Here is a 26,419-nt window from a genome sequence, read left to right as displayed (position 1 = left end):
TCAGCTCTGGCCGCCGAAGAGCGAGGTCACCGAACCGTCGGTGAACACCTCGTGGATGGCCTGGGCGATCAGCGGAGCGATGGACAGCACCGTGAGCTTGTCGACCGCCACCTCGCTGGAGATCGGCAGGGTGTTGGTGACCACCACCTCGGCGAAGGCGGAGTCGTTCAGCCGCTGCGCCGCGGGCCCGGACAGGATCGGGTGGGTGGCGGCGGCGATCACCTTCTTGGCCCCGCGGGCCGTCAGCGCGTCGGCCGCCTGGCAGATGGTGCCGGCCGTGTCGATCATGTCATCGACCAGCAGGCACACCTTGCCCTCGACCTCACCGACCACCTCGTGCACCGCGACCTGGTTGGCCACGTTCGGGTCACGCCGCTTGTGGATGATCGCCAGCGGGCAGCCCAGCTTGTCGGTCCACAGGTCGGCCAGGCGTACCCGTCCGGCATCGGGCGAGACCACCACCAGGTCCTCGCCGGCGTACTTCTTGCTGAGATAGTCCGACAGCACTGGCAGCGCCCACAGGTGGTCGACCGGCCCGTCGAAGAACCCCTGGATCTGCGCCGCGTGCAGGTCGACCGACATGATCCGGTCCGCACCCGCGGTGCGGTAGAGGTCGGCGATCAGCCGGGCCGAGATCGGTTCGCGGCCGACGTGCTTCTTGTCCTGGCGGGCATACGGATAGAACGGGGAGACCACGGTGATCCGGTCGGCCGAGGCCCGTTTCAGCGCGTCCACCATGATCAGCTGCTCCATCAGCCACTCGTTCACCGGCGCCGGGTGGGCCTGGATGACGAACGCGTCGCTGCCGCGTACCGACTCCTCGAACCGCACATAGATCTCGGAGTTCGCATAGGTCACCGAGCGGGTCTCGGTCAGCTCGGTCTCCAGCAGCGCGGACACCTCCTCGGCCAGTTCCGGGTGCGCGCGGCCGGAGAACAGCATCAGGTGCTTCTCGCGATTCTGCTTCAACCCGCTCACTGGCGCTGCTCCTTGCCCTAGTCCCGTGGCACCTGCTGGTCCGCGGTCACCTGCTCATCCGGTTGGTACGCCTCAGCGGCCGCGGCCGCGCGGGCCTGCTTGCTGTCGGGCTTGCGCCGCTGGACCCACCCCTGCGAGTTGTGCTGCCGGCCGCGGGCCACCGCCAGCGCCCCCGGTGGCACGTTGTCGGTGATCCCCGAGCCGGCGGCCACGAAGGCGCCCGGTCCGATGTCGACCGGCGACACCAGCACCGAGTTCGACCCGACGAACGCCCGCTCCCCGACATGGGTGTGCCACTTCTTCTCGCCGTCATAGTTGGCGAAGATCGTGCCGGCGCCGATGTTCGCGCCGGCGTCGATCACCGCATCCCCGGCATAGCACAGGTGCGGCACCTTGGCGCCCTCGCCGATGGTGGTGTTCTTCGTCTCCACGAACGTGCCCACCTTGCCGCCGGCTCCGAGCTGGGTGCCCGGCCGCAGGAACGCGAACGGCCCGACCGTGGCGTTCTCCCCGATCACCGCCAGCTCACCCTGGCAGCGGACCACGGTCGCCCCGGCCCCGACCTCGACATCGCGCAGGGTGGTGTCCGGGCCGATGGTGGCACCCTCGCCGACCGAGGTGGCACCCTCCAGCGAGGTGCCCGGCAGCAGCGTCACGTCGCGCGCCAGGTCGACCCCGGAGTGGATCCAGGTGCTGGCCGGATCGATGATCGTGACCCCCGCGCGCATCCACCGCTCGCAGATCCGCCGGTTCATCTCGGCGTTCATCGCCGCCAGTTGGACGCGGTCGTTGACCCCCTCGGTCTGCCACAGGTCCTCGATGGTGACGGTGCCGATGCTGCGGCCGTCGCCGCGGGCGATCCCGAGCACGTCGGTCAGATAGAGCTCGCCCTGGGCGTTGCCGGTGGTCAGCCGGCCGAGCCCGTCGCGCAGCACCTCGGCGTCGAAGACATAGATCCCGGAGTTGATCTCGGTGATGGCCAACTGGTCGGGGTCGGCGTCCTTGGCCTCGACGATCCGCTCGAACTCACCGTTGGCGTCCCGCACGATCCGGCCATAGCTGCCGGCGTCGGCCAACTCGGCGGTGAGCACGCTGGCGGCTGCCCCGGCGGCCCGGTGGGCGGCGACCAGGTCGGCCAGGGTCTCCCCCGCCAGCAGCGGTACGTCCCCATAGGTGACCACCACCTCCCCGGTCAGCGACTCGAGCCCGGTGAGTCCGCAGGCGACCGCGTGTCCGGTTCCGTTCTGCTGGTCCTGGACGGCGGTACGCACCTCGGGTGCGATCTCCTGCAGGTGGGACTCCACCTGCTCACGCTGGTGCCCGACCACCACGACCAGGTGTTCGGGGTCCAGCGCCTCGGCCGCCGAAACGGCGTAGGAGAGCATGGACCGGCCGGCCACCTCGTGCAGCAGTTTGGATCTGGACGATTTCATCCGGGTGCCGGCGCCGGCGGCCAGCACGACGACCGCAGCAACCCGACGCGCGGAATCGGTCTGTGCCGAATCGGTCAAAGGAGGCTCTCCCTCAGCTGGACGAACATTTCCGCTCCCCGGGTAGGAGTCGAACCTACGTCGCTTGTCCTGATTCAAAGTCAGGCGGGCCCTGCCGACAGACCAACCGGGGATCGCCGCCGTGCGGCCGGACCAGCCTAGCGTGCCACACTGGGCCGGTGAGCAGCGAGCGTGCGACCGGTCGGCGTCGGGTCCGGATGACCGGTCAAGAGCGTCGCGAGCAGCTGATCACGATCGCCCGCTCGCTGTTCGCCGACAAGGGGTTCGAGGGCAGCTCGATCGAGGAGATCGCGGCCCGGGCGCAGGTGTCCAAGCCTGTCGTCTATGAGCACTTCGGCGGCAAGGAGGGGTTGTACGCCGTGGTGATCGACCGCGAGGTGCGCACGCTGCTCGAAGCGATCCGCAGCTCGTTGCAGCGCCCGGGGACCCAGCGGGACCTGATCGAGTACGCCACCATCGCGCTGCTCGACTATGTAGAGAACCACACCGACGGATTCCGGATCCTGGTCCGCGACTCCGACGTCGGGCAGAGCTCGGGCTCCTTCGCCAGCATCCTCTCCGACGTCGCCTCCCAGGTGACCGACATCCTGGTCACCGAGTTCAAGACGCGGAAGCTGGACGCCAAGGCCGCCCCCATCTATGCCCAGATGCTGGTCGGCATGGTCGGGTTGACCGGTCAGTGGTGGCTGGACAACCGCAAGCAGTCCAAGCAGGTGGTGGCCGCACATCTGGTCAACCTGGCCTGGAACGGGCTGCGGCACCTGGAGCGGAAGCCGACGCTGCGCGCTCGCCCGACCGACTCCTGACCGGTCGGTTGACACACGCCTCCCGTGCGCGTCAGACTTGAACCTCTTCTAAATCGATACAGACGAGTCCTGGAGTTCCCGCGTGTCCACCACCGTCAACCCGCCCCTGCACAGCCGCGTCGCCATCGGCTCGGCGATCGCCATGTTCGCCGTGAACGGCCTGGTCATCGGCACCTATGCCGCCGCCCTGCCCAGCCTGCGCGACCGGCACCAGATGACCGACTGGCAGCTGCCGGCCGTGCTGTTCACCCTCGGCGTGATGGGCATCCTCTCGATGCAGCTCGGCGGCCGCCTGGCCGATCGGGTCGGCGCCCGGACCGTGGTCCTGGCGTCCCTGCCGCTGCTCGGGATCGGCGTGCTCGGGCTGTGCCTCGCCCCCGCGTACCCGCTGGCCCTGGTCGGCGCGGCGCTGACCGGACTCGGCAACGGCGCGATCGACGTCGCGATGAACGCCTACGGGGTGCAGGTCGAGCAGGCCCGCCGACGGCCGGTGATGAGCACGCTGCACGCAATGTGGTCGCTGGGCAACTTCGCCGGGGCCGGCCTGGTGCTGGCCACCGCCGGGCTCGCCACCCTGCCCGGTCTGTCGAGCCTGGCCGGTGCCGGCGCCCTCCCCCTGCTCGGCGGGCTGGCCTGCGCCGCGGCGCTGATCACCCTGCTCGTGCTGGCCCGGGTGGCCCCGGCGGCCGCCCCGCTGTCGCACCACGACGAGCAGAGCGGCGGCCGGGCGAAGATCCCGGCCGCAGCCTGGCTGCTCGGATTGATGGCGATCGCCTTCGGCCTGGGCGAGGGCACGGCGTACGACTGGTCCTCGATCCACGTCACCGACGTCGCCCAGGTCGCCCCGACCACCGGCGCGCTCGGGCTCACCACCGTCGCCGCGGCGATGTTCCTGATCCGCCTGGTCGGCGACCGGTTGGTCACCCGTTTCGGTCGCCGCGCCGTGGTCCGCGTCGGCGGGGTCTGCGCGGCCGTCGGTTATCTGCTGGTGGCGATTTCCAGCGCGCTGCCGGTGCTGGTGGTCGGCTGGGCCCTGGTCGGGCTCGGCATGGGCATGATCGCCCCCCAGGTGTACGCCGTGGCCGGCCACATGGGCGGGGGGCGGGTCCTCGCCCTGGTCGTCACCTTCGGGTACGCCACCTTCCTGGCCGGGCCCGCCGTGGTCGGCGGATTGGTCCACCTGCTGGGCATCCAGCACGCGATGTTCGTGCCGGCCGCCCTGCTCATGGGCCTGTTGCTGCTGGCCGTGGTGATGCCGGCGAGCGACCCGGACCTGGAGCAGTAGCCCTTCCTCTGGCCACATTGGTCACAGCTCTATACCGGTAGGTCAGAGTTGTATACAGCGCCCTTGACCACCCCAGTCCCCAGCGGCAGAGTTTCCCCACACGCAACAGCGTGCACACAGTCGTGCCAGGGGGTCTTCGATGCAGCAGACGGGACGGCCGGGGGCCTTCTCCCTCGCCGACCGGCGGGTGGTCCTGATCGGTGTCGGCGGCATCGGGGCCGAGGTGGCCGCCAGCCTGGCCGAGGCCGGCGCCACCCTGGTCTGCGCCGACGTCTCCGCCGAAACCGCTGAGCGGGTCGCCGCCCAGCATCCCAGCGCCACCGCGCACACCCTGGACATCACGGACCGCTCCGCGGTGCACGCCCTCGCCACCGAGGTCGGCCCCGTCGACGGCCTCGTCGTCACCGTCGGGGCCAACGTCCGGCAGCGGATCGTCGACTACACCGAGGCAGACCTGGACAAGGTGCTGGCGCTCAACCTCAAGGGCCCCTACTGGGCGGTGCAGGCGTTCGCGCCGCGGATGGCCGAACAGGGACGCGGCAGCATCGTGGTCTTCTCCTCGATCCGCGCCACCACCGTCGAGCCGGGACAGTCGGCGTACGCCGCAGCGAAGGCGGGCGCGGTGCAGCTGGTCCGCACCGCCGCCGCCGAGTTCGGGCCGGCCGGCGTACGCGTGAACGCAGTGCTGCCGGGGGTGGTGGAGACTCCGCTGACCGACCAGATCCGCTCCTCCCCCGACTGGTACAACGCGTACGCCACCAAGGGCGCCCTGGGCCGCTGGGCCCAGCCGGCCGAGATCGCCGGTGCGGTCACCTTCCTGATCAGCGATGCGGCCGGGTTCATGACCGGCGTACCGCTGCCCGTCGACGGCGGCTGGACCGCCATCGACGGGCGCTTCACCCCACCGCTGCCGTCGAGCGACGCAGCCGATGAGCCACCCCAGCCCAGCCAGCCGGGTTCCCTCCAAGACTCTGAAAGGTGACGTATGAGCTCGTCCGTCCCACCCGCAGAAGTGAGAGCTGACGGCGATTCGCCGGAGTTGCATGCGACCATCCAGAAGGTCGCGAAGCGGCTGGTGCCCTTCCTGATCCTGCTGTACTTCATCAACTACCTGGACCGGACCAACATCGCCTTCGCCGGCCCCAACGGCATGAACCGGGACCTGGGCCTCTCCCAGACCCAGTTCGGCCTGGCCTCCGGCCTGTTCTTCATCGGCTACCTGATCCTCGAGGTGCCCTCCAACATCGCCCTGCACAAGTTTGGCGCGCGGCGCTGGATCGCCCGCATCATGGTGTCCTGGGGAATCATCGCGACGATCTTCGCCTTCGTGCCGAACGCGACCTGGCTGTACGTGCTGCGCTTCCTGCTCGGTATCGCCGAGGCCGGCTTCTTCCCCGGGATCATCCTCTATCTCACCTACTGGTTCCCGCAGAAGGACCGCGCCCGCTACACCGCGCTGTTCATGACCGCGATCCCGATCTCCACCGCACTGGGCGCACCGCTCTCCTCGTGGATCATCGAGATCACCCACGGCAGCATCTTCGGGATGGCCGGCTGGCGCGCGATGTTCCTGGTGGAAGGCATTCCGGCGGTCATCATCGGCATCATCTGCTGGTTCTATCTGACCGATCGGCCGTCGGCCGCCAAGTGGCTGCAGCCCAGCGAGCAGGAGGTGCTGCAGGCCAAGCTCGACTACGAGCACGAGCACAAGGACTCCACCTACCAGATCAGCATGGGCAGGGCGCTGGCGATGCCGCGAGTCTGGGCGTTGTCGCTGGTCTATTTCGGTGGCGTCTACGGGTTGTACGCCCTCAGCTTCTTCCTGCCCACGATCATCAAGGGCTTCGAGGGGCAGTACAACACCAAGTATTCCCTGGTCGAGCGTGGCCTGATCAACGCGATCCCGTTCGCGCTGGGCACGATCTCGATGCTGCTCTGGTCGCGGCACTCGGACAAGACCGGTGAGCGGGTGATGCACAACGCGGTCCCGCTGATCATCGGTGGCGTCGCGATCCCGATCACCCTCTATATGGGCAACCCGTTCATGGCGATGGTGATGGTGAGCATCTGCGCCGTCGGCATCATGGCGTTCCTGCCGACCTTCTGGACGCTGCCCACCGCCTTCCTGTCCGGCGCTGCGGCGGCCACCGGTATCGCGCTGATCAACTCGATCGGCAACCTGGCCGGGTTCGCGGCCCCCTACATCACCGGCTGGCTGGCCGACCTCACCGGCAACCAGAAGGCCGGCCTGTGGGTGGTCGGTGCCTCAATGGTGATCGCCGCGATCATCACCCTGATCCTCAAGGCGGCACCCCCGCCCAAGGACCCCGACCCGAGCCAACTGCGTGAGGCGAAACCGGGCCACGAGGCCCACGGTCACTGATCGCTCCCTGAGCCCGTCGAAGGGCCCCTGAGCCTGTCGAAGGGTCACTCTCCGGGCTGCTCGAAGCGCAACAACAGCGCTCTGAGCAGCCCGGAGATTTCTTTCTGCTGTTCGCGATCCAGCCCATCGAGCAGTTCGGACTCATGCGCCAGCAGCGAGGCGAGCGCCCCGTCCACGACCTCGCGGCCGGCATCGCTCAGGCTGACGAGCACACCGCGCCGATCGCTGGGGTCCGGTGCCCGGCGGACCAGTCCACGGGAGACCAGGCGATCCACCCGGTTGGTCATCGTCCCCGAGGTCACCATGGTCTCGCGCAGCAGTTGCCCGGGGGTGAGCCGGTAGGGCTCACCGGCCCGCCGCAGTGCCGCCAGCACGTCGAACTCCCAGGCGACGATGCCGTGATCGGCGAACGCCTGGTGCCGCGCCCGATCGAGCAGCCTGGCCAGTCGACTGACCCGGCTCAGCACCTGCATCGGGGCGAGGTCGAGGTCGTCGCGTTCCCTCCCCCAGGCGGCGACGAGCCGGTCGACTTCGTCGTCTTGGGTGGCCATGGGCCCAGCGTACGCGACCTCTTGACATCGAGAATCTTGGCATGGTCGGCTGTGCCTCGACGGCGGGAGGCGTGCATGGCTGATTGGGATCCGGGGCTCTACCTGCGGTACGCCGACGATCGCGGCAGGCCGTTCTTCGACCTGCTGGCCCGGGTGGGTGCCGAGCAACCCCGCCGGGTGGTGGATCTGGGTTGCGGACCCGGCAACCTGACCCGCACCCTGGGCGCCCGTTGGCCCGGCGCCGAGTTGATCGGGGTGGACTCGTCGCCGGCGATGATCACCCGCGCCCGCCAGGACGACGGCGGCCCGACCGACCCCAGCTGGGTGCGCGCGGATCTGCGTGACTGGGAGCCCGACGAGCCAGTCGACGTGATCATCTCGAACGCCGCCCTGCAATGGATTCCGGATCATCAACAGCTGCTGCCGCGGTTGCTCGAAATGCTCACCCCGGACGGCTGGTTGGCCTATCAGGTGCCGGTCAACTTCAACGAGCCGAGCCATCGGCTGCTCCGCGAACTCTCCGCCGACCCGCGGTTCGCGTCACGGCTGGACGGGGTCGCCACGATGCGGCAGCAGCCCACCGCGGACGCCGTGGAGCTGCTGGCCGGCTGGGGCTGCACGGTGGACGCCTGGGAGACCACCTATCTGCACGTGCTGACCGGACCGGACCCGGTGTTCTCGTGGATCTCCGGGACCGGCGCAAGACCAACCCTGGAAGCACTTCCGGACTCGTTGCGCGCCACCTTCTCGGCCGAATACCGCAAGCTGCTGCGCCAGGCGTACCCGTCTCGTCCGTTCGGCACCGTGCTGCCGTTCCCGCGGGCGTTCGTGGTGGCGCACCGCATCTGAACCCGCCCGGATCGGGCGTGGCGGTCAGCCGTTCTGCTGATCCCGCCAGGCGATCAGTTCGCGGACCGCACCCAGGTCATAGTCGGGTCCGCCCACCCCGAGGGTGAACAGCCGCGCCCCCGCGGCGTGCTTGGATTCTGTGTCCTGCTGCAGATTGTCGGCGTCCACCCCGATCGATCGTTCGATCTCGGCGGAGTCGCGGCCGACGTCGGCGCAGTGCTCGGCGAGGATTCGCGACTTGCGGGTGAACGTGTCGGCGTCGCCGAAGGAGTGCCAGATGTGGGCGTGCTCGGCGACGATCCGCAGCGTCTTCTTCTCGCCCCCACCGCCGATCAGGATCGGGATCTGCCGAGTCGGGGCCGGGTTCAGTTTTTCCCAACGCTGCTTGATGATCGGCAGGTCGCGGGACAGTGCCCGCAACCGGCCACCGGCGGTGCCGAACTCATAACTGTATTCGTCGTAGTCCTTCTCGAACCAGCCCGATCCGATGCCGAGCACCAGTCGTCCACCACCTCCGTCGCGGGCCGAGATGTGGTCGACTGTGCGCGCCATGTCGGCCAGCAACTGCGGGTTGCGATAGGAGTTGCAGGTCACCAGCGCGCCGATCTCGACGCGCTCGGTGGCCTCGGCCCAGGCCGCCAGCATGGTCCAGCACTCGAAGTGCTTGCCCTCGGGCTCGCCATACAACGGATAGAAGTGGTCCCAGTTGAACAACACGTCGGCGCCGAGCTCATCGACGGCCGCGGCCGCGCGGCGGATCGCCGCATAGTCGGCATGCTGCGGTTGCAGTTGTACGCCGATTCGCACCCTGTCGGTCATGGCGGATTTCCGTGGTTGGTCAGCTGATCAATCGTGCTCCCGGCACCGGGCCCTGCACCCGGCGTACGGCTCTTGCCACTCCTTCGGCGCTGAGGCGTACGCTCAACGCCACAGCGGCCTCCTCGTTGCGACACAGGAAGGCGCAGGTCGGACCGGAGCCGGAGACAATCGCCCCCAGCGCACCGAACTCCATCCCCTCCTCGAGGGTCTGCTGCAGCCGCGGCCGCAGGTCGATGGCGGCCGCCGCCAGGTCGTTGCGCAGGCACTTGCCGAGCGCCACCGAATCGCCACTGGCCAGCGCGTTCATCAACTCGGTCGGCATTTCCAGGTCGCCGCCGTCGGGAGTCAACTCGTCGAAGCGGGCGAACACCTTGGGGGTGCTCAGACCGTCCTCGGCCACGGCCAGCACCCAGTGGTGCTGCCCCCGGGTCAGCACCGGTACCAGTTTGTCGCCGCGCCCGGTCCCGATGGCGGTTCCACCCATCAGCGAGAACGGGACGTCGGCGCCCAGCTCGGCGCCCAGCTCACGCAGCTCCTCGGGGTCGGCGTCCAGGTCCCAGAGCACCGAACAGGCGAGCAGCGCCGCGGCCGCGTTGGCCGACCCGCCCGCCATGCCACCGGCCACCGGGATCGACTTCTTCACCGACATCCGCACCCCGAGCTGATCCTCGGCGCCGAACCGCTCGGCCACCAGGCGAGCGGCCCGCATGGCCAGGTTGCTGTCGTCGGCCGCCACCTGATCGACGCCCTCGCCCCACATCGCGATCGAGAAGGCACCGGGCTCGTCCCACTGCGCGGTCAGCTCGTCGTGCAGCGAGACCGCCTGGAAAACCGTGGTGAGCGGGTGGTAGCCGTCCTCGGCCACCGGCCCGACCCCCAGGGTCAGGTTGATCTTCGCCGGGACCCGGACCCTGATCGCGGTCTCGTCCGGTGCTGCTGCTGATGCCACGCGCACACGCTAACCGGCCCGGGGTACGCCATCGCCGCGGGGGGCGATTCGGGCCTCCCGGTTATCGTGGAGAGAAATCCGACGAGGAGGCACCATGAGCGTGTTCGACAAGATTCTGCGCAAGGCGAGCGACTACGTCGAGAAGAACCCGGAGAAGGCGAACCGGCTGCTCGACCGCGGCGCGGAGATGGCCAACCGGCGTACCGGCGGCAAGCACGCCAACAAGATCGCCCGCGGAACCGAGGCGGCCCGCCGCCGCCTGCGCAAGCGCTGATGCCACTCTGGGGCCCCGCGCGTAGCATGAACGGGGTGACGGACTCTTCCATCTCCCAGCAGAATTCCTCGGCCCCGAACATCGCCACCGTGGGCGAGTTGCGGGCCAGCGGCCACGAGCACAAGCCACTGCGCACGGAGCTGCGGGACAACCTGCTCGCGCTGCTCGCCGCTGGCGAGGATCCGTGGCCGGGGCTGCACGGTTTTTCCGGCACGGTGATCCCGCAACTCGAGCGGGCGCTGCTGGCCGGTCACGACGTGGTGCTGCTCGGTGAACGTGGACAGGGCAAGACCCGGTTGCTGCGCAGCCTGGTCGGGCTGCTGGACGAGTGGACGCCGGTGATCGACGGCTCCGAGCTCGGCGAGCACCCGTTCGAGCCGATCACCGTGGTCTCGCGCCGGCGGGCAGCCGAGTTGGGCGACGACCTGCCGGTGGCCTGGCGGCACCGCGACGAGCGGTACGCCGAGAAGCTGGCCACCCCGGACACCAGCGTCGGTGACCTGGTCGGTGACGTGGACCCGATGAAGGTGGCCGAGGGCCGCAGCCTCGGCGACCCGGAGACCATCCACTTCGGGCTGGTGCCGCGGGCGCACCGCGGCATCGTGGCGATCAACGAGCTGCCCGACCTGGCCGAGCGGATCCAGGTGGCGCTGCTCAACGTGATGGAGGAACGCGACATCCAGATCCGCGGCTATCTGCTGCGACTGCCGTTGGACGTGCTCGTTGTCGCCTCCGCAAACCCCGAGGACTACACCAACCGCGGCCGGATCATCAGCCCGCTGAAGGACCGGTTCGGCGCCGAGATCCGCACCCACTATCCGCTGGAGATCGACGACGAGGTGGCGGTGATCCGGCAGGAGGCGACGCTGGTCGCCGCGGTGCCGGCGGTGCTGCTGGAGATCCTCGCCCGGTTCACCCGCGAGCTGCGCTCCTCGGCCGCGGTGGACCAGCGCTCCGGGGTGTCGGCGCGGTTCGCGATCGCCGGGGCCGAGACCGTGGCCGCCGCCGCCCTGCACCGCGCCACCGTGCGCGGAGAGGACGAGGCGGTGGCCCGGCTGGTGGATCTGGCCGCGGCGACAGAGGTGCTCGGCGGCAAGGTGGAGTTCGAGGTCGGCGAGGAGGGCCGGGAGTCCGAGCTGCTCACCCACCTGCTGCGAAGCGCCACCGCAGCGACCGTCCGGGAACGGTTCCGCGGGCTCGACCTGGCCGACCTGGTGGACGCGATGGACGGTTCCACGCTGGTCAGCACCGGCGACCGGGTGACCGCGGCCGAACTGCTGGAATCACTGCCCTCGTTGGACTCCGACCTCTATGACCGGATCGCCGAGCGGGTCGCCGAGCGGGTCGCCGACCGGGTCGACGCGGAAAGCATCGGTGAACGCGCCGGCGCGGTCGAGCTGGCACTGGAGGGGCTCTACCTGGCCCGTCGGATCGGCAAGGAGTCCGGCGACGGCGGGACGGTCTACGGCTGATGGAGCGTCGCGACGCGCACCGCTTCTCCTACGGCCCCTATCGCGGCGGGCCTGATCCGCTCGCGCCGCCGGTCGACCTGGCCGAGGCGCTGGACGCGATCGGGCGCGATGTGATGGAGGGCACCTCGCCGCAGCGGGCGATGCAGGAGTTCCTGCGCCACGGCGGCCGGGACCAGCAGGGGCTGGACGACCTGGCCCGTCGGGTGGCGGAGAAGCGGCAGCAGCTGCTGCAGCGGCATCGACTCGACGGCACCCTGGACGAGGTACGCCAACTGCTCGACCAGGCGGTGCTGGCCGAGCGCAAGCAGCTGGCCCGCGACCTCGACGACGATGCCCGGTTCGCCGAGCTGCAACTGGAGAACCTGCCCGGCTCCACCGCGGCCGCGGTGAACGAACTGCGGGACTACCAGTGGCGCTCCAGCGAGGCGCGGGAGGCGTACCAGAAGATCTCCGACCTGCTCGGCCGCGAACAGCTGGACCAGCGGTTCGCCGGGATGAAGCAGGCGCTGGAGAACGCCACCGACGAGGACCGGGCCCAGGTCAAGCAGATGCTGGACGACCTGAACTCCCTGCTGGGCAAGCATTCCCGCGGTGAGGACACCCCCGACGACTTCGCCGAGTTCATGGCGAAACACGGCGAGTTCTTCCCCGAGAACCCGCGCAACATCGACGAGCTGCTGGATGCGCTGGCCACCCGGGCCGCCGCGGCACAGCGGATGCGCAACTCGCTCAGCCCCGAGCAGCGGGCCGAGCTGGACGCCTTGGCGCAGCAGGCGTTCGGCTCACCGGAGCTGATGGCATCGCTCTCGGCGTTGGATTCCACGCTGCGGGAGCTGCGACCCGGTGAGGACTGGGGCGGCTCCGAGGGGTTCGAGGGTGAGCAGGGCGTCGGGCTGGGTGAGGCGGCATCGATGATGCAGGACCTGGCCGACCTGGACGCGCTCGCGGAACAGTTGGCCCAGCAGCACGCCGGCGCCACGATGGACGACCTCGACCTGGAGCGGCTGGCTAGGCAACTCGGCGATCAGGCCGCGGTCGACGCGCGCACCCTCGCCGAACTGGAGCGGGCGTTGAAGAATTCGGGGTTCCTCACCCGCGGGCCGGACGACAAACTGCGGCTGTCGCCGAAGGCGATGCGCCACCTGGGCCGGGCGCTGCTGCGGCAGGTGGCGAAGCGGTTGTCCGGGCGTACCGGGCAGCGGGAAACCCGCACCGCGGGAGCGGCCGGCGATCGGACCGGTGCGGTGCGGACGTGGCAATTCGGCGACTCCGAGCCGTGGGACGTCACCAGTTCGGTCGGCAACGCGGTCCGCCGGACGGTGGCCGAGGGCGGGGATCCGAGCCGGGGCGTCCGCCTGCGGATGGACGACATCGAGGTGTCCGAGACCGAGGCGCGCACCCAGGCGGCGGTGGCGCTGCTGGTGGACACCTCGTTCTCGATGGCGATCGAGGGGCGTTGGGTGCCGATGAAGCAGACCGCGCTGGCGCTGCATCAGCTGGTGTCGACGCGCTTCCGCGGGGACGCGCTGGAGCTGGTCGGCTTCGGTCGGCACGCCGAGCGACTCGAGATCACCGAGCTCACCTCGCTGGAGGCGAACTGGGGCGTCCAGGGCACCAACCTGCATCACGGACTGCTGCTGGCGAACCGGTTCTTCCGACGGCACCCCTCGGCGCAGCCGGTGCTGCTGGTGGTCACCGACGGTGAACCGACCGCCCACCTCGAACCGGATGGCGAGTCGGTGTTCAGCTATCCCCCGTCGGCGTACACGATCGGGCTCACCGTGCAGGAGCTGGACACCGCCCGCCGGCTGGGGGCGAACGTCACCTTCTTCCGGCTGGGCGAGGATTGGGGGCTCGCCCGGTTCATCGATCGGCTGGCCCGCCGCGTGGACGGCGAGGTGGTCGCCCCCGACCTGGACGACCTCGGGGCCGCGGTCGTCGGCTCTTATCTGGGCGGGCGACGCGGCTGAGGAATTGGTCGAGACCCCATAGGAGCGACCAACCTGCAAGCACGTTCAGCTATGCTGAGGCTGCCTCGATGACAAAGGAGTCCTGATGGCCGAACCGTCTCGTACCCCACGCGACAACAAGGACTCGGGCCGCGAGTTTGAAATCCGAGCACTTGCACTAGCTCGCGCAATCTTTGATCCGTCAGATACCGGCGGTAGTGCGATCATCGATGGCCAAGAGCGGGACGCAGTGTTCACCTCCGAGGACTCAGTACAGGTATTCGAGTTCACCACCGATCGTAGCAAGGCAAAGGCTGCCAAAGATGGCGAAAAGATCGCTCAACTCTTGGGTAAGGTCGCAATCCAGGATCCCTACAAGAACCTTCAAGGATTCTTCGTTACCCAATCCGAACCAGAAGCCCACCAGCGCGCCGAAATACATAGGATTGCCAAGGCTCATGGACTGCAGATCCACGCTATCAGCTATCTTGGCCTACGCAAGAGACTGATCGACACCGAGGCGTATCTCTCCCTACGTCAAGCTGCGCCATTTGGGAGTGCCGGGTGGGATCGAACAAATGTTCATAAGCAAGGTGACTATGTTGACCCGATCATGGAATCTGCCCTCTTGAACGCAGGGCCCTTTGGAGTCAGCGCCCTCGTAGACCGCGTCCGCGACTCTGACCCAACGATTTTGCTCGGTGACTATGGCTCAGGAAAGAGTGAGGCCCTCCGTCAAACCTTTCTCCACCTCCGAAAGACGTATTTCAAGACGCCTGACGAGAATCGCTTTCCGCTCCACATCAACCTGCGCGATCTTCACGGTTTACGGACACCCCGCGAGGTGCTCTCTCGACACGCCGAAGACATAGGATTCACTTCAGAGAGACAGCTTATTTCTGCTTGGCGAGCTGGAGCGTGCGATCTACTCTTGGATGGATTCGATGAGCTTGTCCCCGTTCAATGGGTTGGGGGGGCTCGCGACCTCAAGACTGTTCGACGCGCTGCTCTGCACCCAGTTCGGAACCTGATCCAAGAAAGTCCCAGTTCCATCGGAATACTCGTGGCTGGGCGCGCACAGTACTTTTCCTCAGATGAAGAATTGCTAGAGACTCTGGGATTGGACACGGCTGACATTGTGCATCTTCGTGATTTTGACGAGGGTCGGGTGCGCAGCCTGATTGGTGATGTGTCAACTCCGCCATGGCTCCCCACAAGGCCCCTACTTCTCAGATTTCTACTCGCGGTAGACCGGCCAGAGTCTCTGATGGGGTTGGACCGTGGCGATGCTTGGGCCACAATCCTCAGCCAGCTGTCTCGCCGCGAAGCCGACCTTCTGCAGACAGTTAGCCCCGATTCCGTTCTTGCACTCTTGGCAGGGATCGCCACCATGGCGCGAGCAAGCGACGGGAATCTGGGCCCAATCAGCCTAGATGACATGCGCAAGAAGTTTCGAGAAGTTTGCGGATATGACCCAGAGCAAGAGGCCCTTCAGCAGCTTCTTCGCCTTCCCGGTCTCGTCTCGGTCAATTCAAGCGAGCAAGGGCTGGAGAGTCGTCAATTCGCGGACGTCGATTTAGCTAATGCCGCCTACGGGCAAGACTTGGCCATCTATATGGCGAATCCATTCGGACCTCATGCATTAGGTCGTCCCTCCTCGTGGAGCAATGCGACCGACGGTTTACCAGGGGAAGTCGCCGCGAGTCGTTTGATCGAACTGGGATTTCAGCCGGCCCATGCGAAGCAGGCCCTTAACCATCGCATCAACCAGAATTTTACTGACGAGCCGCTGATGGAAGTCGCCCGTTGCGCGGACTCTCTGGGGTGCGAGATAGACTCGGCCTTGGCTCCTGAGTTTCACGAGCTACTTATTCCTAGGTTGGCCGTAGAAGGAGGTGGCTACATGGCGAGCTCCAACTTCAGGGACTGCATGATTGACGAACTGGATGTCTTGCTAGTGGAATCGCATGAGAAGTTCCCCTCATTCAGCGGCTGTCTGATCAACTCAGTCGTCGGCTGGTCGAAAGTCCCACCTGAATGCGAATCAAACTTTATCAACTGCGAGATTGAATCTTTCAGCGCCGAATCCGACACCAATGATGCGATATTGAATCTCCCACTCCAAGATGTCGAAAAGGTAGCGCTCACGATTCTTCGCAAGGTGTATGTTCAGCGGGGATCCGCAAGAAAGGTCGATGCCCTGTCACGGGGGCTTCCTCTACCGCTCCGAGCGTCAGTTCCGGAGGCGATTGATCGCCTCACCGCATCCGGATACGTGACCGCGGCCTCGCGTCGCGGAGTTGGCTTGATCAGCCCAGAACCCCGAATGCGGAAACGCGTGCACGACTTGCTGAGCAACCCTTCTCAGTCATTCCCTTGGTAGCGAGAGCGTTTGGGCGATCCGCGCGAAGTCCTGCACCAGCAGGGATTCCCCGCGCGCCTGCGGATCCACCCCGGCCCGCTCCAGCACCTGGCTGGCGGCGGCCGAGCCACCGCACAGCCCGGAGAGCGCGGCACGCAACATCTTGCGTCGCTGGGCGAAGGCCAGGTCGATCACCTGAAACACCTGCTCGCGGGTGGCGGTGGTCGCAGGTGGTTCGCGTCGGATCATCCGGACCAGGCCGGAGTCGACGTTGGGCACCGGCCAGAACACCGACGGCGGCACGGTGCCGACGCGCCTGGCCTCGCAGTACCAGGCCAGCTTGACCGACGGCACGCCATAGATCTTCGACCCCGGGGCAGCGACCAGCCGGTCGGCCACCTCCAGCTGCACCATCACCAGACCCCGTTGCAGGGAACCAAAAGTGGCCAGCAGGTGCAGCAGCACCGGAACGCTGACGTTGTAGGGCAGGTTGGCGACCACGGTGGTGGGTGCCGGCCCGGGCAGGTCGGTGACCCGCAGCGCGTCGGCGCCGACCACGTCGAGCCGGTCGGCCCGCTCGGGCATCCGCTCGGCAACGGTGCGTGGCAGCTGCGCGGCCAGCGAGTCCTCGATCTCCACCACCGTGACGTGCCGAGCCACGTCCAGCAGGCCGAGGGTGAGCGACCCCAACCCGGGGCCGATCTCCAGGGCGATGTCATCGGCGGAAAGCTCGGCAGCCTTGACGATCCGGCGGACGGTGTTGGCATCGATCACGAAGTTCTGCCCGCGCTGTTTGGTCGGGCGCAGGTCGAGCCGAGTCGCGAGCTCGCGCACCGAACGGGCGTCCAGCAGCCCGCTCACCAGTTCCCCCGATGCACCTGCTGCTCGCGCGCGATGCGCCCGCGGCTCCGCGGGGATCCCGACTGGATCTCCCCCTCCGCCGGCCAGCCGAGGCTGATCACGCCGACGCTCAACTGTTCGTCCGGTACGCCGAACTCGCGGCGTACGGCGTCCACCTTTTCCGGGGGTACGCCGAAGAAGCATGCCCCCAGGCCGTGGGCCACGGCCCCGAGCAGGATGTTCTCGGCGGCCATGCCGGCGTCGACAAACCAGTAGGGCGCGGTCCAGCGGTCCTCGTCGCGGTCGGTCCACCCCTTGTCCGGCTCGGCGTACCGGTCCAGGTAGGCGTCCTTGCTCGCCCAGACCAGGATCAGCACCGGGGCGGTGCTCATCCGCTCCAGCCATTTGGTTTCCCGGTCGACGGTGACCTGCCAGAACCGCTGCAGGTCGGCACCGTCGAGCAGCTGCAGGCTGACCCCCTGGCTGAACCCCGCCGAGGGGGCGCGTACGCCGAAGTCGATCAGCTCCTCCAGCACCTCCGCGGGAACCGGACGATCGGCGTACGAACGCACCATCCGTCGCTTGCGGATCGCCGCCGCCAACCTCACCAGGCACCACCGAACGCCGCAAACGCGTTGCTGGTCAGGGAATCACACAGCTCTTCGAGGTCGTCGCCGCGCTCCTCGGCAAGGAAACGCACCGTGTGCGGGACCAGATAGGACGCGTTCGGATAGCCACGCCAGGGCACCGGAACCAGATAGGGGGCGTCGGTCTCGGTCAACAAGCGGTCGCTCGGGGTGATCCGCATCGCCTCGCGCAGTTCGTGGTTGGCCTTGTAGGTGACCGGCCCGGGAAAAGACAGCCAGGCGCCGCGATCCAGGCACCTACGGGCAAACGCGGCATCGCCGGAGAAGCAGTGCATCACCACCCGCTCCGGCACCCCCTCGGCGTCCAGCACCTGCAACACGTCGGCGTGCGCGTCGCGGTCGTGGATGACCAGGGTCTTCTGGTGCTGCTTGGCGATCTGGATGTGCGCGGCGAAGGATTCACGCTGCAGCTGCTGGAGATCCGCTTCCCGAGTACGGAAATGGTCAAGCCCGGTCTCCCCCACCCCGCGCACCACCTCATTGCCGGCCAGCCGGTCGATCTCGGCCAGCGCGGCGGGCAGTCGGTCACGGCCGATCCGGGCGGCGTCGTTGGGGTGCAGCGACACCGTGGCCACCACCGTGTCGAACCGACGAGCGGCCTCGACCGCCCACCGGGAGCCCTCGACGTCGCAGCCGATCTGCACGATGCGGTGGATGTTCGCCGCGGCCGCGCGCTGGATCGCCTCGGCGGGGTCCAACCCGGTCACCTGCTGGGCGGTGTCCAGGTGGCAGTGCGAGTCGACGACGGGCCGCGGCAGCGGGTCCGGGGGCGGTGGCAGCTCATCCTTCACCGGGCCGAGTCTACGGCGATCCCCCACCCCCACCCCTTCGCTCACGCTTATCGGTCAATTGTCCCGCGTCCCCGATTGGATGCGCGGGACAATTGACCGATAAGCTTGAGCAAAAGGGTCCGCCAAGTTTGCGCTACCACTGACACCTGTCACCGGGCGTACCGGTCGTCCCCGGGCCAAGTCGGCCACGACCGGCGGCGGTCCCGAACTGTCACGGGGAATCGTCATCTGGGCCAGTGTCTCAACCGATCGGTACGCCGCGGCCGCGGTGGCTGCGGAAGATCAGCGAGGTCTGCACGTGCACCACGCCGGACCGCGAACTCAGGTGTGTCAGCACGAAGTCGCGCAGCTCATCGGGTGAGCCGCAGGCGATCTGCACCACGAAGTCGTCGGCGCCGGAGACGTTCCACACCTCCAGCACCCCGGGCAGCTGAGACACCTGCTCACCGAACGCGTCCACCTGGGCCATGTCGTGCCCGGACAGGCGTACCGCGACCATCGCCCGCACCGGCGCCCCCAGGCCAGCCGGGTCGAGCACGGTGGTGAATCCGCGGATCACCCCGCGCCGGACCAGGCTGCGCACCCGGGCCGAGCAGGTCGACTCGGCGATCCCGGCCCGCTGGGCGAGGGCCGCGTTGGACAGGCGGGCGTCGACGGTGAGCTCGCGCACCAGCACCGCGTCCACCTCGTCCAGCAGTGGTCGCTGACGCGGCGGCGGACCGGGCTCGAGAGGACGGCGCGGCTTCTTCGGCATGGAGTCAGCCTAGGCGACCTTGATCGCAAAATCAGCGTTGAAGAACCTCAGAAGCGCAGAATCCACTGATCTGTCGCGCCCAGCCAGGTGAATCCGCATGATTGAGTCATGAAAGGTGATACCGCAGCCGTGCACGCCGGTCGGGAGGACCTGACCGCACTCGGCGCCCACGTCCCCTCGATCGACCTGTCCACCACCTATCCGGTGACCGACCTGGCCAGCGGCGGCGACGCCTACGACACGATGGCGGGGGGTGGGCGGCCCGAGGCCGGGATGAGCTTGGTCTATCAGCGCCTCTGGAACCCCAACGTGGACCGGTTCGAGCGGGCGTTGGCCAGGCTGGAGGGGTGCGAACAGGCCGTGGCGTACGCCTCGGGCATGGCCGCGCTGTCGGCGGTGCTGCTTTCGCTGGTGCAGGCGGGCACCCCGCACGTGGTCGCGGTGCGCCCGCTCTATGGCGGCACCGACCACGTGCTCGCCAGCGGACTGCTCGGCACCAGGGTCACCTGGGCCGAGCCCGATCAGGTCGCCGACGCGCTGACCGCCGAGACCGGGCTGGTGGTCGCCGAGACCCCGGCGAACCCGTCGCTGGAGCTGCTCGACCTGAGCGCGCTGGTGGCCGCGGCGGGCCGGGTCCCGGTGCTGATCGACAACACGTTCGCCACCCCGGTGCTGCAGCAGCCGGGCCGGCACGGCGTACGCCTGGTGCTGCACTCGGCCACCAAGTATCTCGGCGGGCACGGTGACCTGATGGGCGGGATCGTCGCCACCGACGCCGAGTGGGCGACCCGGCTCCGCCACATCCGGGCACTGACCGGGGCCCTGTTGCACCCGCTGGCCGCCTACCAGCTGCACCGCGGGCTGCAGACCCTGCCGGTGCGGGTGCGCGCCCAGCAACAGCACGCCGCGACCGTCGCGGACTGGCTGTCGCGACGCCCCGAGATGGCCCGGGTGCATTACCCCGGCCTGCCGGGACAGGACCCGCAATCCCTGCTGGGGCGGCAACTCTGCGGTCCGGGGGCGATGGTGTCGTTCCGGTTGGCCGGCGGATTCGACGCCGCGGCCCGGCTGGTCAGCCGCACCCGGCTGATCACCCATGCGGTGTCGCTGGGCGGGGTGGACTCGCTGATCCAGCACCCGGCCAGCCTGACCCACCGCCCGGTCGCCGCCGACGCCCGCCCCGACGCCGATCTGGTGCGGATGTCGGTCGGCCTGGAGGACCCGGAGGATCTGATCACCGACCTGGCCCAGGCACTCTGACGCCGCCCAACCGCACAACTCCATGATCATTTGACCGCACGGCGCGCAGACCCGCGTCCGCTCGTCGAGGTGCCACGAAGACACCGGAGTTGTGCGGTTGGCCACTGGGCTAGCGCCCGGCCAGCTGGTCGGCGAAGGCGAGCAGGTCGTCGGTGTACGCCTGCGGGCACTCCAGCGGCAGGAAATGACCGCCCTCGGCCAGGGTGGTGTAGCGCACCACGGTGGCCTGCCGCTCGCACCATTCACGCGGCGGACGGGAATCCCGCGGGGCGACCAGGACCGCCGTCGGCACCTCGACCCGGGAGGTGTCCCCGCCCCAGCCGTCGGCGGCGTATGCATCGGCGGCCGACCCGCCGGTCCGGGTGAACCAGTAGAGGCTGAGGTTGACCAGCAGCTCATCCAGCCCGCCGAAGGCCGCGGCCACGTCGCCGTCCACCGCTCCCGCCTCGATGAACCCGAACATCCACGCGGCCAGGCCAGCGGGACTGTCGGTGAGCGCCGGTCCGATGATCTGCGGTTTGGTGCTCTGCACGTGGGCGTACCCGCCCTCGGTGGCGAACCACTGCGCGATGAAGTCGGCCCACTCCCGTTCGACGCTGGTGAGATCCTGCTCGGGGATGCTCGGATAGCCGATGTCCAACAGGTGTGCCCCCACCAACCGCTGCCGGTGCTGGCGACCCAACGCGAGGACGGCCCCGGTGCCGAGGTCGCCTGCGGCGACCAGGAACCGCTCATGGCCGAGCTCGCTCATCAGCCCGGCAAACAGCTCGGCCGTGTCCCGACTGGAGGCCGCGCCACCGGAGGAGAACCCAAATCCGGGCAGCGAGGGGACCACGACGTCGAAGCCGGCCCCGGCCAACCGGTCCCACACCTTCTCGAACCGCAGAAGGGAATCCGGCCAGCCGTGCAACAGCAGGACGGCCCCGCGGGTGACCCGTTCCGGACGGATCCGGGCGAAGTGCACGGTGCGCTCGCCAGCCTCGGCCAGGAACTGCGGGGTGTGGTTGATCCGCTCCTGCTGCGCCGGCCAGTCGAGCCGTCGCCAGTGGCCCAGCAGCTCCGCCAGAGATTCGCGGCCGTCGGGCAGCCGGGCGGCGTCCAGGCGTCGGTGCAGTTCGGCGAGTTCCTCGCCGGAAACGTCGACGGTGAAGGGGGTGATGTCCATTGGTTGCTCCTGTCGTTTCGGTGGTGACACCATCACAACAGCGCAACAGGACAGTCTCGGTCCCCTGCCTGAGCGACCCTGCCTGAGCGACCCTGCCTGAGCGACCCTGCCTGAGCGACCCTGCCTGAGCGACCCTGCCTGAGCGACCCTGCCTCACCGACCGCGCCTCGGCGGCCCCGCCTCAGAGGCGCTCGAAGGCGAGGGTGCGCACCACCGCGGTGCCGGCCTGGTCGCTGGCGGGCAGGTCGACCTCGGCGAGGATGCGCCAGTCGTGGTTGCCGTCCGGGTCGTCGATCACCTGGGTGACCTCCCAACGGGTGCGATGCTTCTCGATCCGCAGCAACGCGGGTCCGCGGGCGTTGGCGCCGGTGAGCAGCTCCTGGTGCTCCTCCCAATAGCCGGCCAGCGCCTCATCCCACGCGTCGGCGGTCATCAGCACCGGCAGCGGCGGCTCGGGCAGGTGGGCCGCCGCCTCGTCGAGCGCGGCCAGCTCGGCCCACTTGTCCCGGGCGGCGAGCTCGACCCGGCGGAACATCGCGTTGCGCACCATCGTGGTGAACACGCGTTCGTTGCCGGTGACCGGGCGCGGCGGGGGCGGCGGCGTACCGGCGGCGCGGGCGGCAGCGGTGGCGGCCACCTGGTCGGGGTCGGTGAGCGCCTCCCACTCGTCCAGCAGCGACGAGTCGGTCTGCCGCACCAGCTCCCCCAGCCACTCCACCAGGGTGTCGAATTCCTCGCTGCGGAAGGATTCCGGGACGGTCTGGCGCAGCGCCCGATAGCAGTCGGTGAGGTAGCGCAGCACCAACCCCTCGGAGCGCTGCAGCTGATAAACCGAGATGAACTGGGTGAAGTCCATCGCCTGCTCCCACAGGTCGCGGACGATCGACTTCGGCGACAGCGCGCTCGGGTCCACCCACGGATGGGTCTGGGCGTACGCCGTCAGCGCGTGTTCCAGCAGCTCAGCCAACGGTTTGGGCCAGGTCACCTCCTCCAGCAGCTGCATCCGCTCGTCGTATTCGATGCCGTCGGCCTTCATCTCGGCGATCGCCGTCCCGCGCGCCCGCCGCTGCTGGGCCAGCAGCACCACGAACGGATCCTCCAGCACGGCCTCGATCACCGACACCACATCCAGCGGATAGCTGTCCGCGTCGGGATCCAGCAGGTCCATCGCCGCCACCGCGAACGGGGCGAGCGGCTGGTTCAGCGCGAAGTCCTCCCCCACCGACTCGGCGAGCCGGCAGGTGCGTCCATCGGGCGACGGCGGGTCGAGTTTCTCGAGTACGCCGGAGGCGAGCAGTCCGCGGGTCAGCGCGATCGCGCGGCGGGACAGCTGACGGGTACGCCGCCACGGTTCGTGGTTGTCCTGCAGCAGGGATTTCATTGCCTGCCAGGGATCCCCGGGCCGCTGCACCAGGTTGAGGATCATCGAGTGGGTGACCCGCATCCGGCTGACCAGCTCTTCGGGCTCTGCCTCGATCAGTTTGGCGAACGTCTCCTCGTTCCAGCCGACGAACCCCTCCGGCGGCTTCTTCCGCTGGAACTTCTTGCGCTTCTTGGGGTCGTCGCCGATCCGGGCCAGCGCCCGTTCGTTCTCGATCACGTGCTCGGGCGCCTGCACCACCACATATCCGACGGTGTCGAAACCGGCCCGGCCGGCGCGACCGGCGATCTGATGGAACTCGCGGGACTTGAGTCGGCGCACCTTGCGTCCGTCGTATTTCGCCAGCCCGGTCAGCAGCACCGTGCGGATCGGCACGTTGACCCCCACTCCCAGAGTGTCGGTGCCGCAGATCACCTTGAGCAGCCCGGTCTGGGCGAGCTGCTCGACCAGCCGCCGATATTTCGGCAGCATTCCGGCGTGGTGCACGCCGATGCCGCGGCGTACCAGTTTGGAGAGGATCTTGCCGAAGCCGGGGCCGAACTGGAACGCGCCGAGCTCGGCGGCGATCCGCTCGGCGGCGCCGGTGGGCAGCAACGGCAACGACAGCAGCGATTGCGCCCGCTCCAGCGCCTCGGCCTGGGTGAAGTGCACCAGATAGACCGGCGCCCGGTCGTCGCGGACCAGCTCGACCACCTTGTCCTGCAGCGGCGTCATTGACCACTCGAACTCCAACGGCACCGGTCGCTCGGCCCCGGCGATCACCGCGGTGGTACGCCCGGTCCGCCGGTCGAGGTCGGTGACGAACCGGTCCACCTCGCCGAGGGTGGCCGACATCAGCAGGAACTGCGCCTGCGGCAGCTCCAGCAGCGGCACCTGCCACGCCCACCCGCGGTCGGGTTCGGAATAGAAGTGGAACTCGTCCATCACCACCAACCCGACGTCGGCGTCGCGCCCCTCCCGCAGCGACAGGTTGGCGAGGATCTCGGCGGTGCAGCAGATGATCGGCGCGTCGGCGTTCACCGAGGCGTCCCCGGTGACCATGCCGACGTTGTCGGCACCGAAGATTTCACACAGGCTGAAGAATTTCTCGCTGACCAGCGCCTTGATCGGTGCGGTATAGAAGCTGACCCGGTCGGTGGCCAGCGCTGCGAAGTGTGCCGCCACCGCGACCAGCGACTTTCCCGACCCGGTGGGCGTGGCGAGGATCAGGTTGTTGCCGCTGAACAGCTCGATGGCGGCCTCGTCCTGGTGGGGATAGAGTTCCAGCCCGCGCTCCAGGGTCCACTCGGTGAAGTGTTCGTACAGGGTGTCGGGGTCCCCGGGTACCTCGTCGGTCAGCTTCACCCGGCGATCCTAGTGCGCCCGCGGCGCCTCGTCGTCCTCGCTGACCTCGATCCGGATCGGGTTCACCCGCGCCCACACCGCGAACAGGGCGGCGAAGACGAGCATCGCCACCCCGGCCCACAGGTTGGCGTTCACCCCGCCGGTCTTGGCGGAATCCTCACCGGTGAAGGCGACCAGTCCGAAGATGAGCAGGATCAGCCCATAGAGCCCGATCAGCGCGGCGATGAAGTTGCGCACGTCGAACGCGCCGGCGCGCTCCACGTGGGTGTGCTCGTCACCGTGAGATCCGTCGCGGTGGGTGCCGTTGTCGTGGGTGCTGTGTTCGTGTGACATCAGGTTCCTCCGCTCAGGCGAACATCACGTTGAGGGCGATCACCAGGACCAGCGCGATCCCGGCCATCACGGTGGGCTTGCGATACCACGGGTGGCGCTGCTCGTCGTGGAAGTCGGCCTTCGGGGTCTCCGAATAGACCAGCCCGCGCAGCTCGCCAGCCGGCTTGGGTCGGGTCGCCAGCGACACCAGCACCATCACCACGATGTCCACCACGAACGCGACGCCGGCGGCCAGGAAGGCGGCCCCCTGCCCGGGCAGCGAGAACACCCCGGTCTGGCTCATCACATAGACCGCGATCGCCGACCCGGTGCCGGCCAGCAGGCCGATCCAGCCGGCCGTCGGGGTCGCCCGTTTCCAGAACATGCCGAGGAGGAACGTGGCGAACAGCGGCGCGTTGAAGAACCCGAACAGGGTCTGCAGATAGTCCATCAGGTTGGAGAAGTTGGCCGCGATCAGCGCGGTGAAGATGGCGATGAGGCAGGCCGCGATCGTGGCGATCCGCCCGACCTTCAGGTAATAGGTGTCGTCCTTATCCTTCACCACGTATTGCTGCCACAGGTCATAGGAGAAGACGGTGTTGAACGCCGACACGTTGGCCGCCATACCGGCCATGAACGCCGCCAGCAGGCCGGCGATCGCGATCCCGAGCAGACCGTTGGGCAGGGTGTCGCGCATCAGCAGCAGCAGCGCGTCGTTGTAGGTCACCCCACCCGCGCCGGTGGCGTCCTCGTTGGCCCCGGCGGCCCGCTTCATCGCCGCCAGCTCCGGCACCAGCAGTGCGGCGATCATGCCGGGGATGATCACGATGAACGGGACGAACATCTTCGGGAAGGCGCCGATGATCGGGGTCATCCGCGCCGCGGTGATGTCCTTGGACGCCATCGCCCGCTGGACCTCGACGAAGTTGGTGGTCCAATAACCGAACGAGAGCACGAAACCAAGGCCGAACACGATGCCGATCACCGACAGGACCGGGTTGTCGAAACCGGACAGCTGGGAACCCGGCCAGGTGTGCAACTGCTCGCTGCCGAGCACCCCGTCGTTGGCCACGCGCTCGGTGAACCCCTTCCAACCACCCACCCGGTTCAACCCCAGCAGGGTCAGGGGAAGCAGCGCGGCGATGATCACGAAGAACTGCAGCACCTCGTTGTAGATCGCCGCCGACAGCCCGCCCAGGGTGATGTAGGACAGCACGATCGCCGCGGCGACGATCAGCGCCACCCACAGCGGCCAGCCGAGCAGCTTGTTGACGATCGAGCCGAGCAGATAGAGGTTGACGCCGGCGATCAGGATCTGTGCCAGGGCAAAGGAGATCGCGTTCACCAGGTGTGCACCGGGACCGAAACGACGCCGCATGAACTCCGGCACCGACCGCACCTTGGAGCCGTAGTAGAACGGCATCATCACCACGCCGAGGAACAGCATCGCCGGGATGGCGCCGACCCAGAAGTAGTGCATCGTCGGATAGCCGTACTGGGCGCCGGTCGCCGACATGCCCATGATCTCCACCGCACCGAGGTTGGCGGAGATGAACGCCAGCCCGGTGACCCAGGCGGGCAGGGAACGACCCGAGAGGAAGAACTCGATCGAGTTGGACACGCCTCGGCGGGCGAACCAGCCGACGCCGAGCACGAACACGAAATACAGCGCGATCAACGCGTAGTCGATCCAGTGTGCGTTCAATCGCACGGTCTCCATCAGTCAGCCTCCGCTCT

At 68.2% G+C, this 26,419-nt stretch carries 23 protein-coding genes and 1 tRNA gene; 10 read left to right on the top strand and 14 right to left on the bottom strand.

Going from position 1 to position 26,419, the window contains the following annotated elements; all coding sequences use genetic code 11:
- The 3 genes from CGZ93_RS16160 to CGZ93_RS16150 all read right to left on the bottom strand — a co-directional run bounded on the left by CGZ93_RS16160 (position 1) and on the right by CGZ93_RS16150 (position 2,602).
- On the bottom strand, positions 1-978 hold the full coding sequence (locus CGZ93_RS16160) for a ribose-phosphate diphosphokinase (protein ID WP_094365175.1): 978 nt from the start codon (positions 976-978) through the stop codon (positions 1-3).
- Positions 979-995: 17 nt separating this feature from the next.
- A complete protein-coding gene (glmU, locus tag CGZ93_RS16155; protein WP_094365174.1) occupies positions 996-2,489 on the bottom strand; it encodes a bifunctional UDP-N-acetylglucosamine diphosphorylase/glucosamine-1-phosphate N-acetyltransferase GlmU in 1,494 nt (497 codons plus the stop codon).
- A gap of 34 nt (positions 2,490-2,523) precedes the next feature.
- Positions 2,524-2,602 (bottom strand) — tRNA-Gln (locus tag CGZ93_RS16150).
- Positions 2,603-2,686: 84 nt separating this feature from the next.
- On the opposite strand from CGZ93_RS16150, the gene CGZ93_RS16145 reads away from it, so the two are divergent.
- The 4 genes from CGZ93_RS16145 (at position 2,687) to CGZ93_RS16130 (ending at position 6,963) form a co-directional block, all read left to right on the top strand.
- Positions 2,687-3,295: a TetR/AcrR family transcriptional regulator gene (locus CGZ93_RS16145; RefSeq protein WP_094365248.1), complete on the top strand. Its 609-nt coding sequence runs from the start codon at positions 2,687-2,689 to the stop codon at positions 3,293-3,295.
- A gap of 82 nt (positions 3,296-3,377) precedes the next feature.
- On the top strand, positions 3,378-4,580 hold the full coding sequence (locus CGZ93_RS16140; protein ID WP_229117529.1) for an MFS transporter: 1,203 nt from the start codon (positions 3,378-3,380) through the stop codon (positions 4,578-4,580).
- 139 nt (positions 4,581-4,719) lie between these two features.
- Positions 4,720-5,562: an SDR family NAD(P)-dependent oxidoreductase gene (locus CGZ93_RS16135; RefSeq protein ID WP_094365173.1), complete on the top strand. Its 843-nt coding sequence runs from the start codon at positions 4,720-4,722 to the stop codon at positions 5,560-5,562.
- 3 nt (positions 5,563-5,565) lie between these two features.
- Entirely contained in the window at positions 5,566-6,963 is a 1,398-nt protein-coding gene (locus CGZ93_RS16130; RefSeq protein ID WP_094365172.1) for an MFS transporter, read from the top strand.
- A gap of 44 nt (positions 6,964-7,007) precedes the next feature.
- Here the strand turns inward: CGZ93_RS16130 and CGZ93_RS16125 are convergent, their stop codons facing one another.
- Complete coding sequence (locus CGZ93_RS16125; protein ID WP_094365171.1) at positions 7,008-7,514, bottom strand: MarR family winged helix-turn-helix transcriptional regulator; 507 nt, start codon at positions 7,512-7,514, stop codon at positions 7,008-7,010.
- Between the two features lie 75 nt (positions 7,515-7,589).
- Here CGZ93_RS16125 and CGZ93_RS16120 point away from each other — a divergent pair, with 75 nt between their 5' ends.
- Positions 7,590-8,363: a methyltransferase domain-containing protein gene (locus CGZ93_RS16120; protein ID WP_094365170.1), complete on the top strand. Its 774-nt coding sequence runs from the start codon at positions 7,590-7,592 to the stop codon at positions 8,361-8,363.
- Between the two features lie 24 nt (positions 8,364-8,387).
- Here CGZ93_RS16120 and CGZ93_RS16115 read toward each other — a convergent pair whose 3' ends face one another.
- On the bottom strand, positions 8,388-9,182 hold the full coding sequence (locus CGZ93_RS16115; RefSeq protein WP_094365169.1) for an LLM class F420-dependent oxidoreductase: 795 nt from the start codon (positions 9,180-9,182) through the stop codon (positions 8,388-8,390).
- 19 nt (positions 9,183-9,201) lie between these two features.
- Positions 9,202-10,131, bottom strand: coding sequence for a 4-(cytidine 5'-diphospho)-2-C-methyl-D-erythritol kinase (locus CGZ93_RS16110; protein WP_229117528.1), 930 nt, complete (start codon positions 10,129-10,131; stop codon positions 9,202-9,204).
- Positions 10,132-10,225: 94 nt separating this feature from the next.
- On the opposite strand from CGZ93_RS16110, the gene CGZ93_RS16105 reads away from it, so the two are divergent.
- The 4 genes from CGZ93_RS16105 to CGZ93_RS18555 all read left to right on the top strand — a co-directional run bounded on the left by CGZ93_RS16105 (position 10,226) and on the right by CGZ93_RS18555 (position 16,209).
- Positions 10,226-10,405: an antitoxin gene (locus CGZ93_RS16105; RefSeq protein ID WP_094365168.1), complete on the top strand. Its 180-nt coding sequence runs from the start codon at positions 10,226-10,228 to the stop codon at positions 10,403-10,405.
- Positions 10,406-10,440: 35 nt separating this feature from the next.
- A complete protein-coding gene (locus CGZ93_RS16100) occupies positions 10,441-11,877 on the top strand; it encodes a sigma 54-interacting transcriptional regulator (RefSeq protein WP_229117527.1) in 1,437 nt (478 codons plus the stop codon).
- Positions 11,877-13,847, top strand: a complete 1,971-nt coding sequence (locus tag CGZ93_RS16095; RefSeq protein ID WP_094365166.1) for a vWA domain-containing protein — start codon at positions 11,877-11,879, stop codon at positions 13,845-13,847. The genes CGZ93_RS16100 and CGZ93_RS16095 overlap by 1 nt, the downstream gene beginning before the upstream one ends.
- Before the next feature lie 85 nt (positions 13,848-13,932).
- Positions 13,933-16,209 carry an NACHT domain-containing protein gene (locus tag CGZ93_RS18555; protein WP_141211255.1) on the top strand — a complete coding sequence of 759 codons (2,277 nt, stop codon included), beginning with the start codon at positions 13,933-13,935 and terminating at the stop codon, positions 16,207-16,209.
- Here CGZ93_RS18555 and rsmA read toward each other — a convergent pair.
- From rsmA to CGZ93_RS16075, 4 genes are all read right to left on the bottom strand, one after another.
- Positions 16,195-17,049, bottom strand: a complete 855-nt coding sequence (rsmA, locus tag CGZ93_RS16090) for a 16S rRNA (adenine(1518)-N(6)/adenine(1519)-N(6))-dimethyltransferase RsmA (RefSeq protein WP_229117526.1) — start codon at positions 17,047-17,049, stop codon at positions 16,195-16,197. The genes CGZ93_RS18555 and rsmA overlap by 15 nt on opposite strands.
- On the bottom strand, positions 17,046-17,636 hold the full coding sequence (locus CGZ93_RS19645; protein ID WP_141211254.1) for a nitroreductase family protein: 591 nt from the start codon (positions 17,634-17,636) through the stop codon (positions 17,046-17,048). Before CGZ93_RS19645 ends, rsmA begins: the two co-directional genes overlap by 4 nt.
- Positions 17,633-18,466 (bottom strand): TatD family hydrolase, encoded by an 834-nt coding sequence (locus CGZ93_RS16080; RefSeq protein WP_094365164.1) that lies wholly within the window; start codon positions 18,464-18,466, stop codon positions 17,633-17,635. The genes CGZ93_RS19645 and CGZ93_RS16080 overlap by 4 nt, the downstream gene beginning before the upstream one ends.
- Positions 18,467-18,707: 241 nt before the next feature.
- Positions 18,708-19,220 carry an Lrp/AsnC family transcriptional regulator gene (locus tag CGZ93_RS16075; protein WP_094365163.1) on the bottom strand — a complete coding sequence of 171 codons (513 nt, stop codon included), beginning with the start codon at positions 19,218-19,220 and terminating at the stop codon, positions 18,708-18,710.
- Between the two features lie 108 nt (positions 19,221-19,328).
- On the opposite strand from CGZ93_RS16075, the gene CGZ93_RS16070 reads away from it, so the two are divergent.
- Positions 19,329-20,480, top strand: coding sequence for a trans-sulfuration enzyme family protein (locus tag CGZ93_RS16070; protein ID WP_094365162.1), 1,152 nt, complete (start codon positions 19,329-19,331; stop codon positions 20,478-20,480).
- Between the two features lie 109 nt (positions 20,481-20,589).
- Here the strand turns inward: CGZ93_RS16070 and CGZ93_RS16065 are convergent, their stop codons facing one another.
- From CGZ93_RS16065 to CGZ93_RS16050, 4 genes are all read right to left on the bottom strand, one after another.
- Positions 20,590-21,645, bottom strand: coding sequence for an epoxide hydrolase family protein (locus CGZ93_RS16065; protein ID WP_176451808.1), 1,056 nt, complete (start codon positions 21,643-21,645; stop codon positions 20,590-20,592).
- 181 nt (positions 21,646-21,826) lie between these two features.
- Positions 21,827-24,370: a DEAD/DEAH box helicase gene (locus CGZ93_RS16060; RefSeq protein WP_094365160.1), complete on the bottom strand. Its 2,544-nt coding sequence runs from the start codon at positions 24,368-24,370 to the stop codon at positions 21,827-21,829.
- A 9-nt stretch (positions 24,371-24,379) separates the two neighbouring features.
- Positions 24,380-24,703: a hypothetical protein gene (locus tag CGZ93_RS16055; protein ID WP_229117525.1), complete on the bottom strand. Its 324-nt coding sequence runs from the start codon at positions 24,701-24,703 to the stop codon at positions 24,380-24,382.
- A 13-nt stretch (positions 24,704-24,716) separates the two neighbouring features.
- Complete coding sequence (locus CGZ93_RS16050; RefSeq protein WP_094365159.1) at positions 24,717-26,402, bottom strand: sodium:solute symporter family protein; 1,686 nt, start codon at positions 26,400-26,402, stop codon at positions 24,717-24,719.
- Between the last annotated feature and the right edge of the window lie 17 nt (positions 26,403-26,419).

The organism is Enemella dayhoffiae (assembly GCF_002250625.1).
GTDB lineage: Bacteria > Actinomycetota > Actinomycetes > Propionibacteriales > Propionibacteriaceae > Enemella > Enemella dayhoffiae.
This window is presented reverse-complemented; position numbering and strand designations above follow the sequence as displayed.

What these genes read in the sequence shown, in the direction of transcription:
- CGZ93_RS16145 (WP_094365248.1), top strand. Translation starts at nt 2,687, where the DNA reads ATGACCGGTCAAGAGCGTCGCGAGCAGCTGATCACGATCGCCCGCTCG.
- CGZ93_RS16135 (WP_094365173.1), top strand. Translation starts at nt 4,720, where the DNA reads ATGCAGCAGACGGGACGGCCGGGGGCCTTCTCCCTCGCCGACCGGCGG.
- CGZ93_RS16130 (WP_094365172.1), top strand. Translation starts at nt 5,566, where the DNA reads ATGAGCTCGTCCGTCCCACCCGCAGAAGTGAGAGCTGACGGCGATTCG.
- CGZ93_RS16125 (WP_094365171.1), bottom strand. Translation starts at nt 7,514, where the DNA reads ATGGCCACCCAAGACGACGAAGTCGACCGGCTCGTCGCCGCCTGGGGG.
- CGZ93_RS16120 (WP_094365170.1), top strand. Translation starts at nt 7,590, where the DNA reads ATGGCTGATTGGGATCCGGGGCTCTACCTGCGGTACGCCGACGATCGC.
- CGZ93_RS16115 (WP_094365169.1), bottom strand. Translation starts at nt 9,182, where the DNA reads ATGACCGACAGGGTGCGAATCGGCGTACAACTGCAACCGCAGCATGCC.
- CGZ93_RS16105 (WP_094365168.1), top strand. Translation starts at nt 10,226, where the DNA reads ATGAGCGTGTTCGACAAGATTCTGCGCAAGGCGAGCGACTACGTCGAG.
- CGZ93_RS16095 (WP_094365166.1), top strand. Translation starts at nt 11,877, where the DNA reads ATGGAGCGTCGCGACGCGCACCGCTTCTCCTACGGCCCCTATCGCGGC.
- CGZ93_RS18555 (WP_141211255.1), top strand. Translation starts at nt 13,933, where the DNA reads ATGGCCGAACCGTCTCGTACCCCACGCGACAACAAGGACTCGGGCCGC.
- CGZ93_RS16075 (WP_094365163.1), bottom strand. Translation starts at nt 19,220, where the DNA reads ATGCCGAAGAAGCCGCGCCGTCCTCTCGAGCCCGGTCCGCCGCCGCGT.
- CGZ93_RS16070 (WP_094365162.1), top strand. Translation starts at nt 19,329, where the DNA reads ATGAAAGGTGATACCGCAGCCGTGCACGCCGGTCGGGAGGACCTGACC.
- CGZ93_RS16065 (WP_176451808.1), bottom strand. Translation starts at nt 21,645, where the DNA reads ATGGACATCACCCCCTTCACCGTCGACGTTTCCGGCGAGGAACTCGCC.
- CGZ93_RS16055 (WP_229117525.1), bottom strand. Translation starts at nt 24,703, where the DNA reads ATGTCACACGAACACAGCACCCACGACAACGGCACCCACCGCGACGGA.
- CGZ93_RS16050 (WP_094365159.1), bottom strand. Translation starts at nt 26,402, where the DNA reads ATGGAGACCGTGCGATTGAACGCACACTGGATCGACTACGCGTTGATC.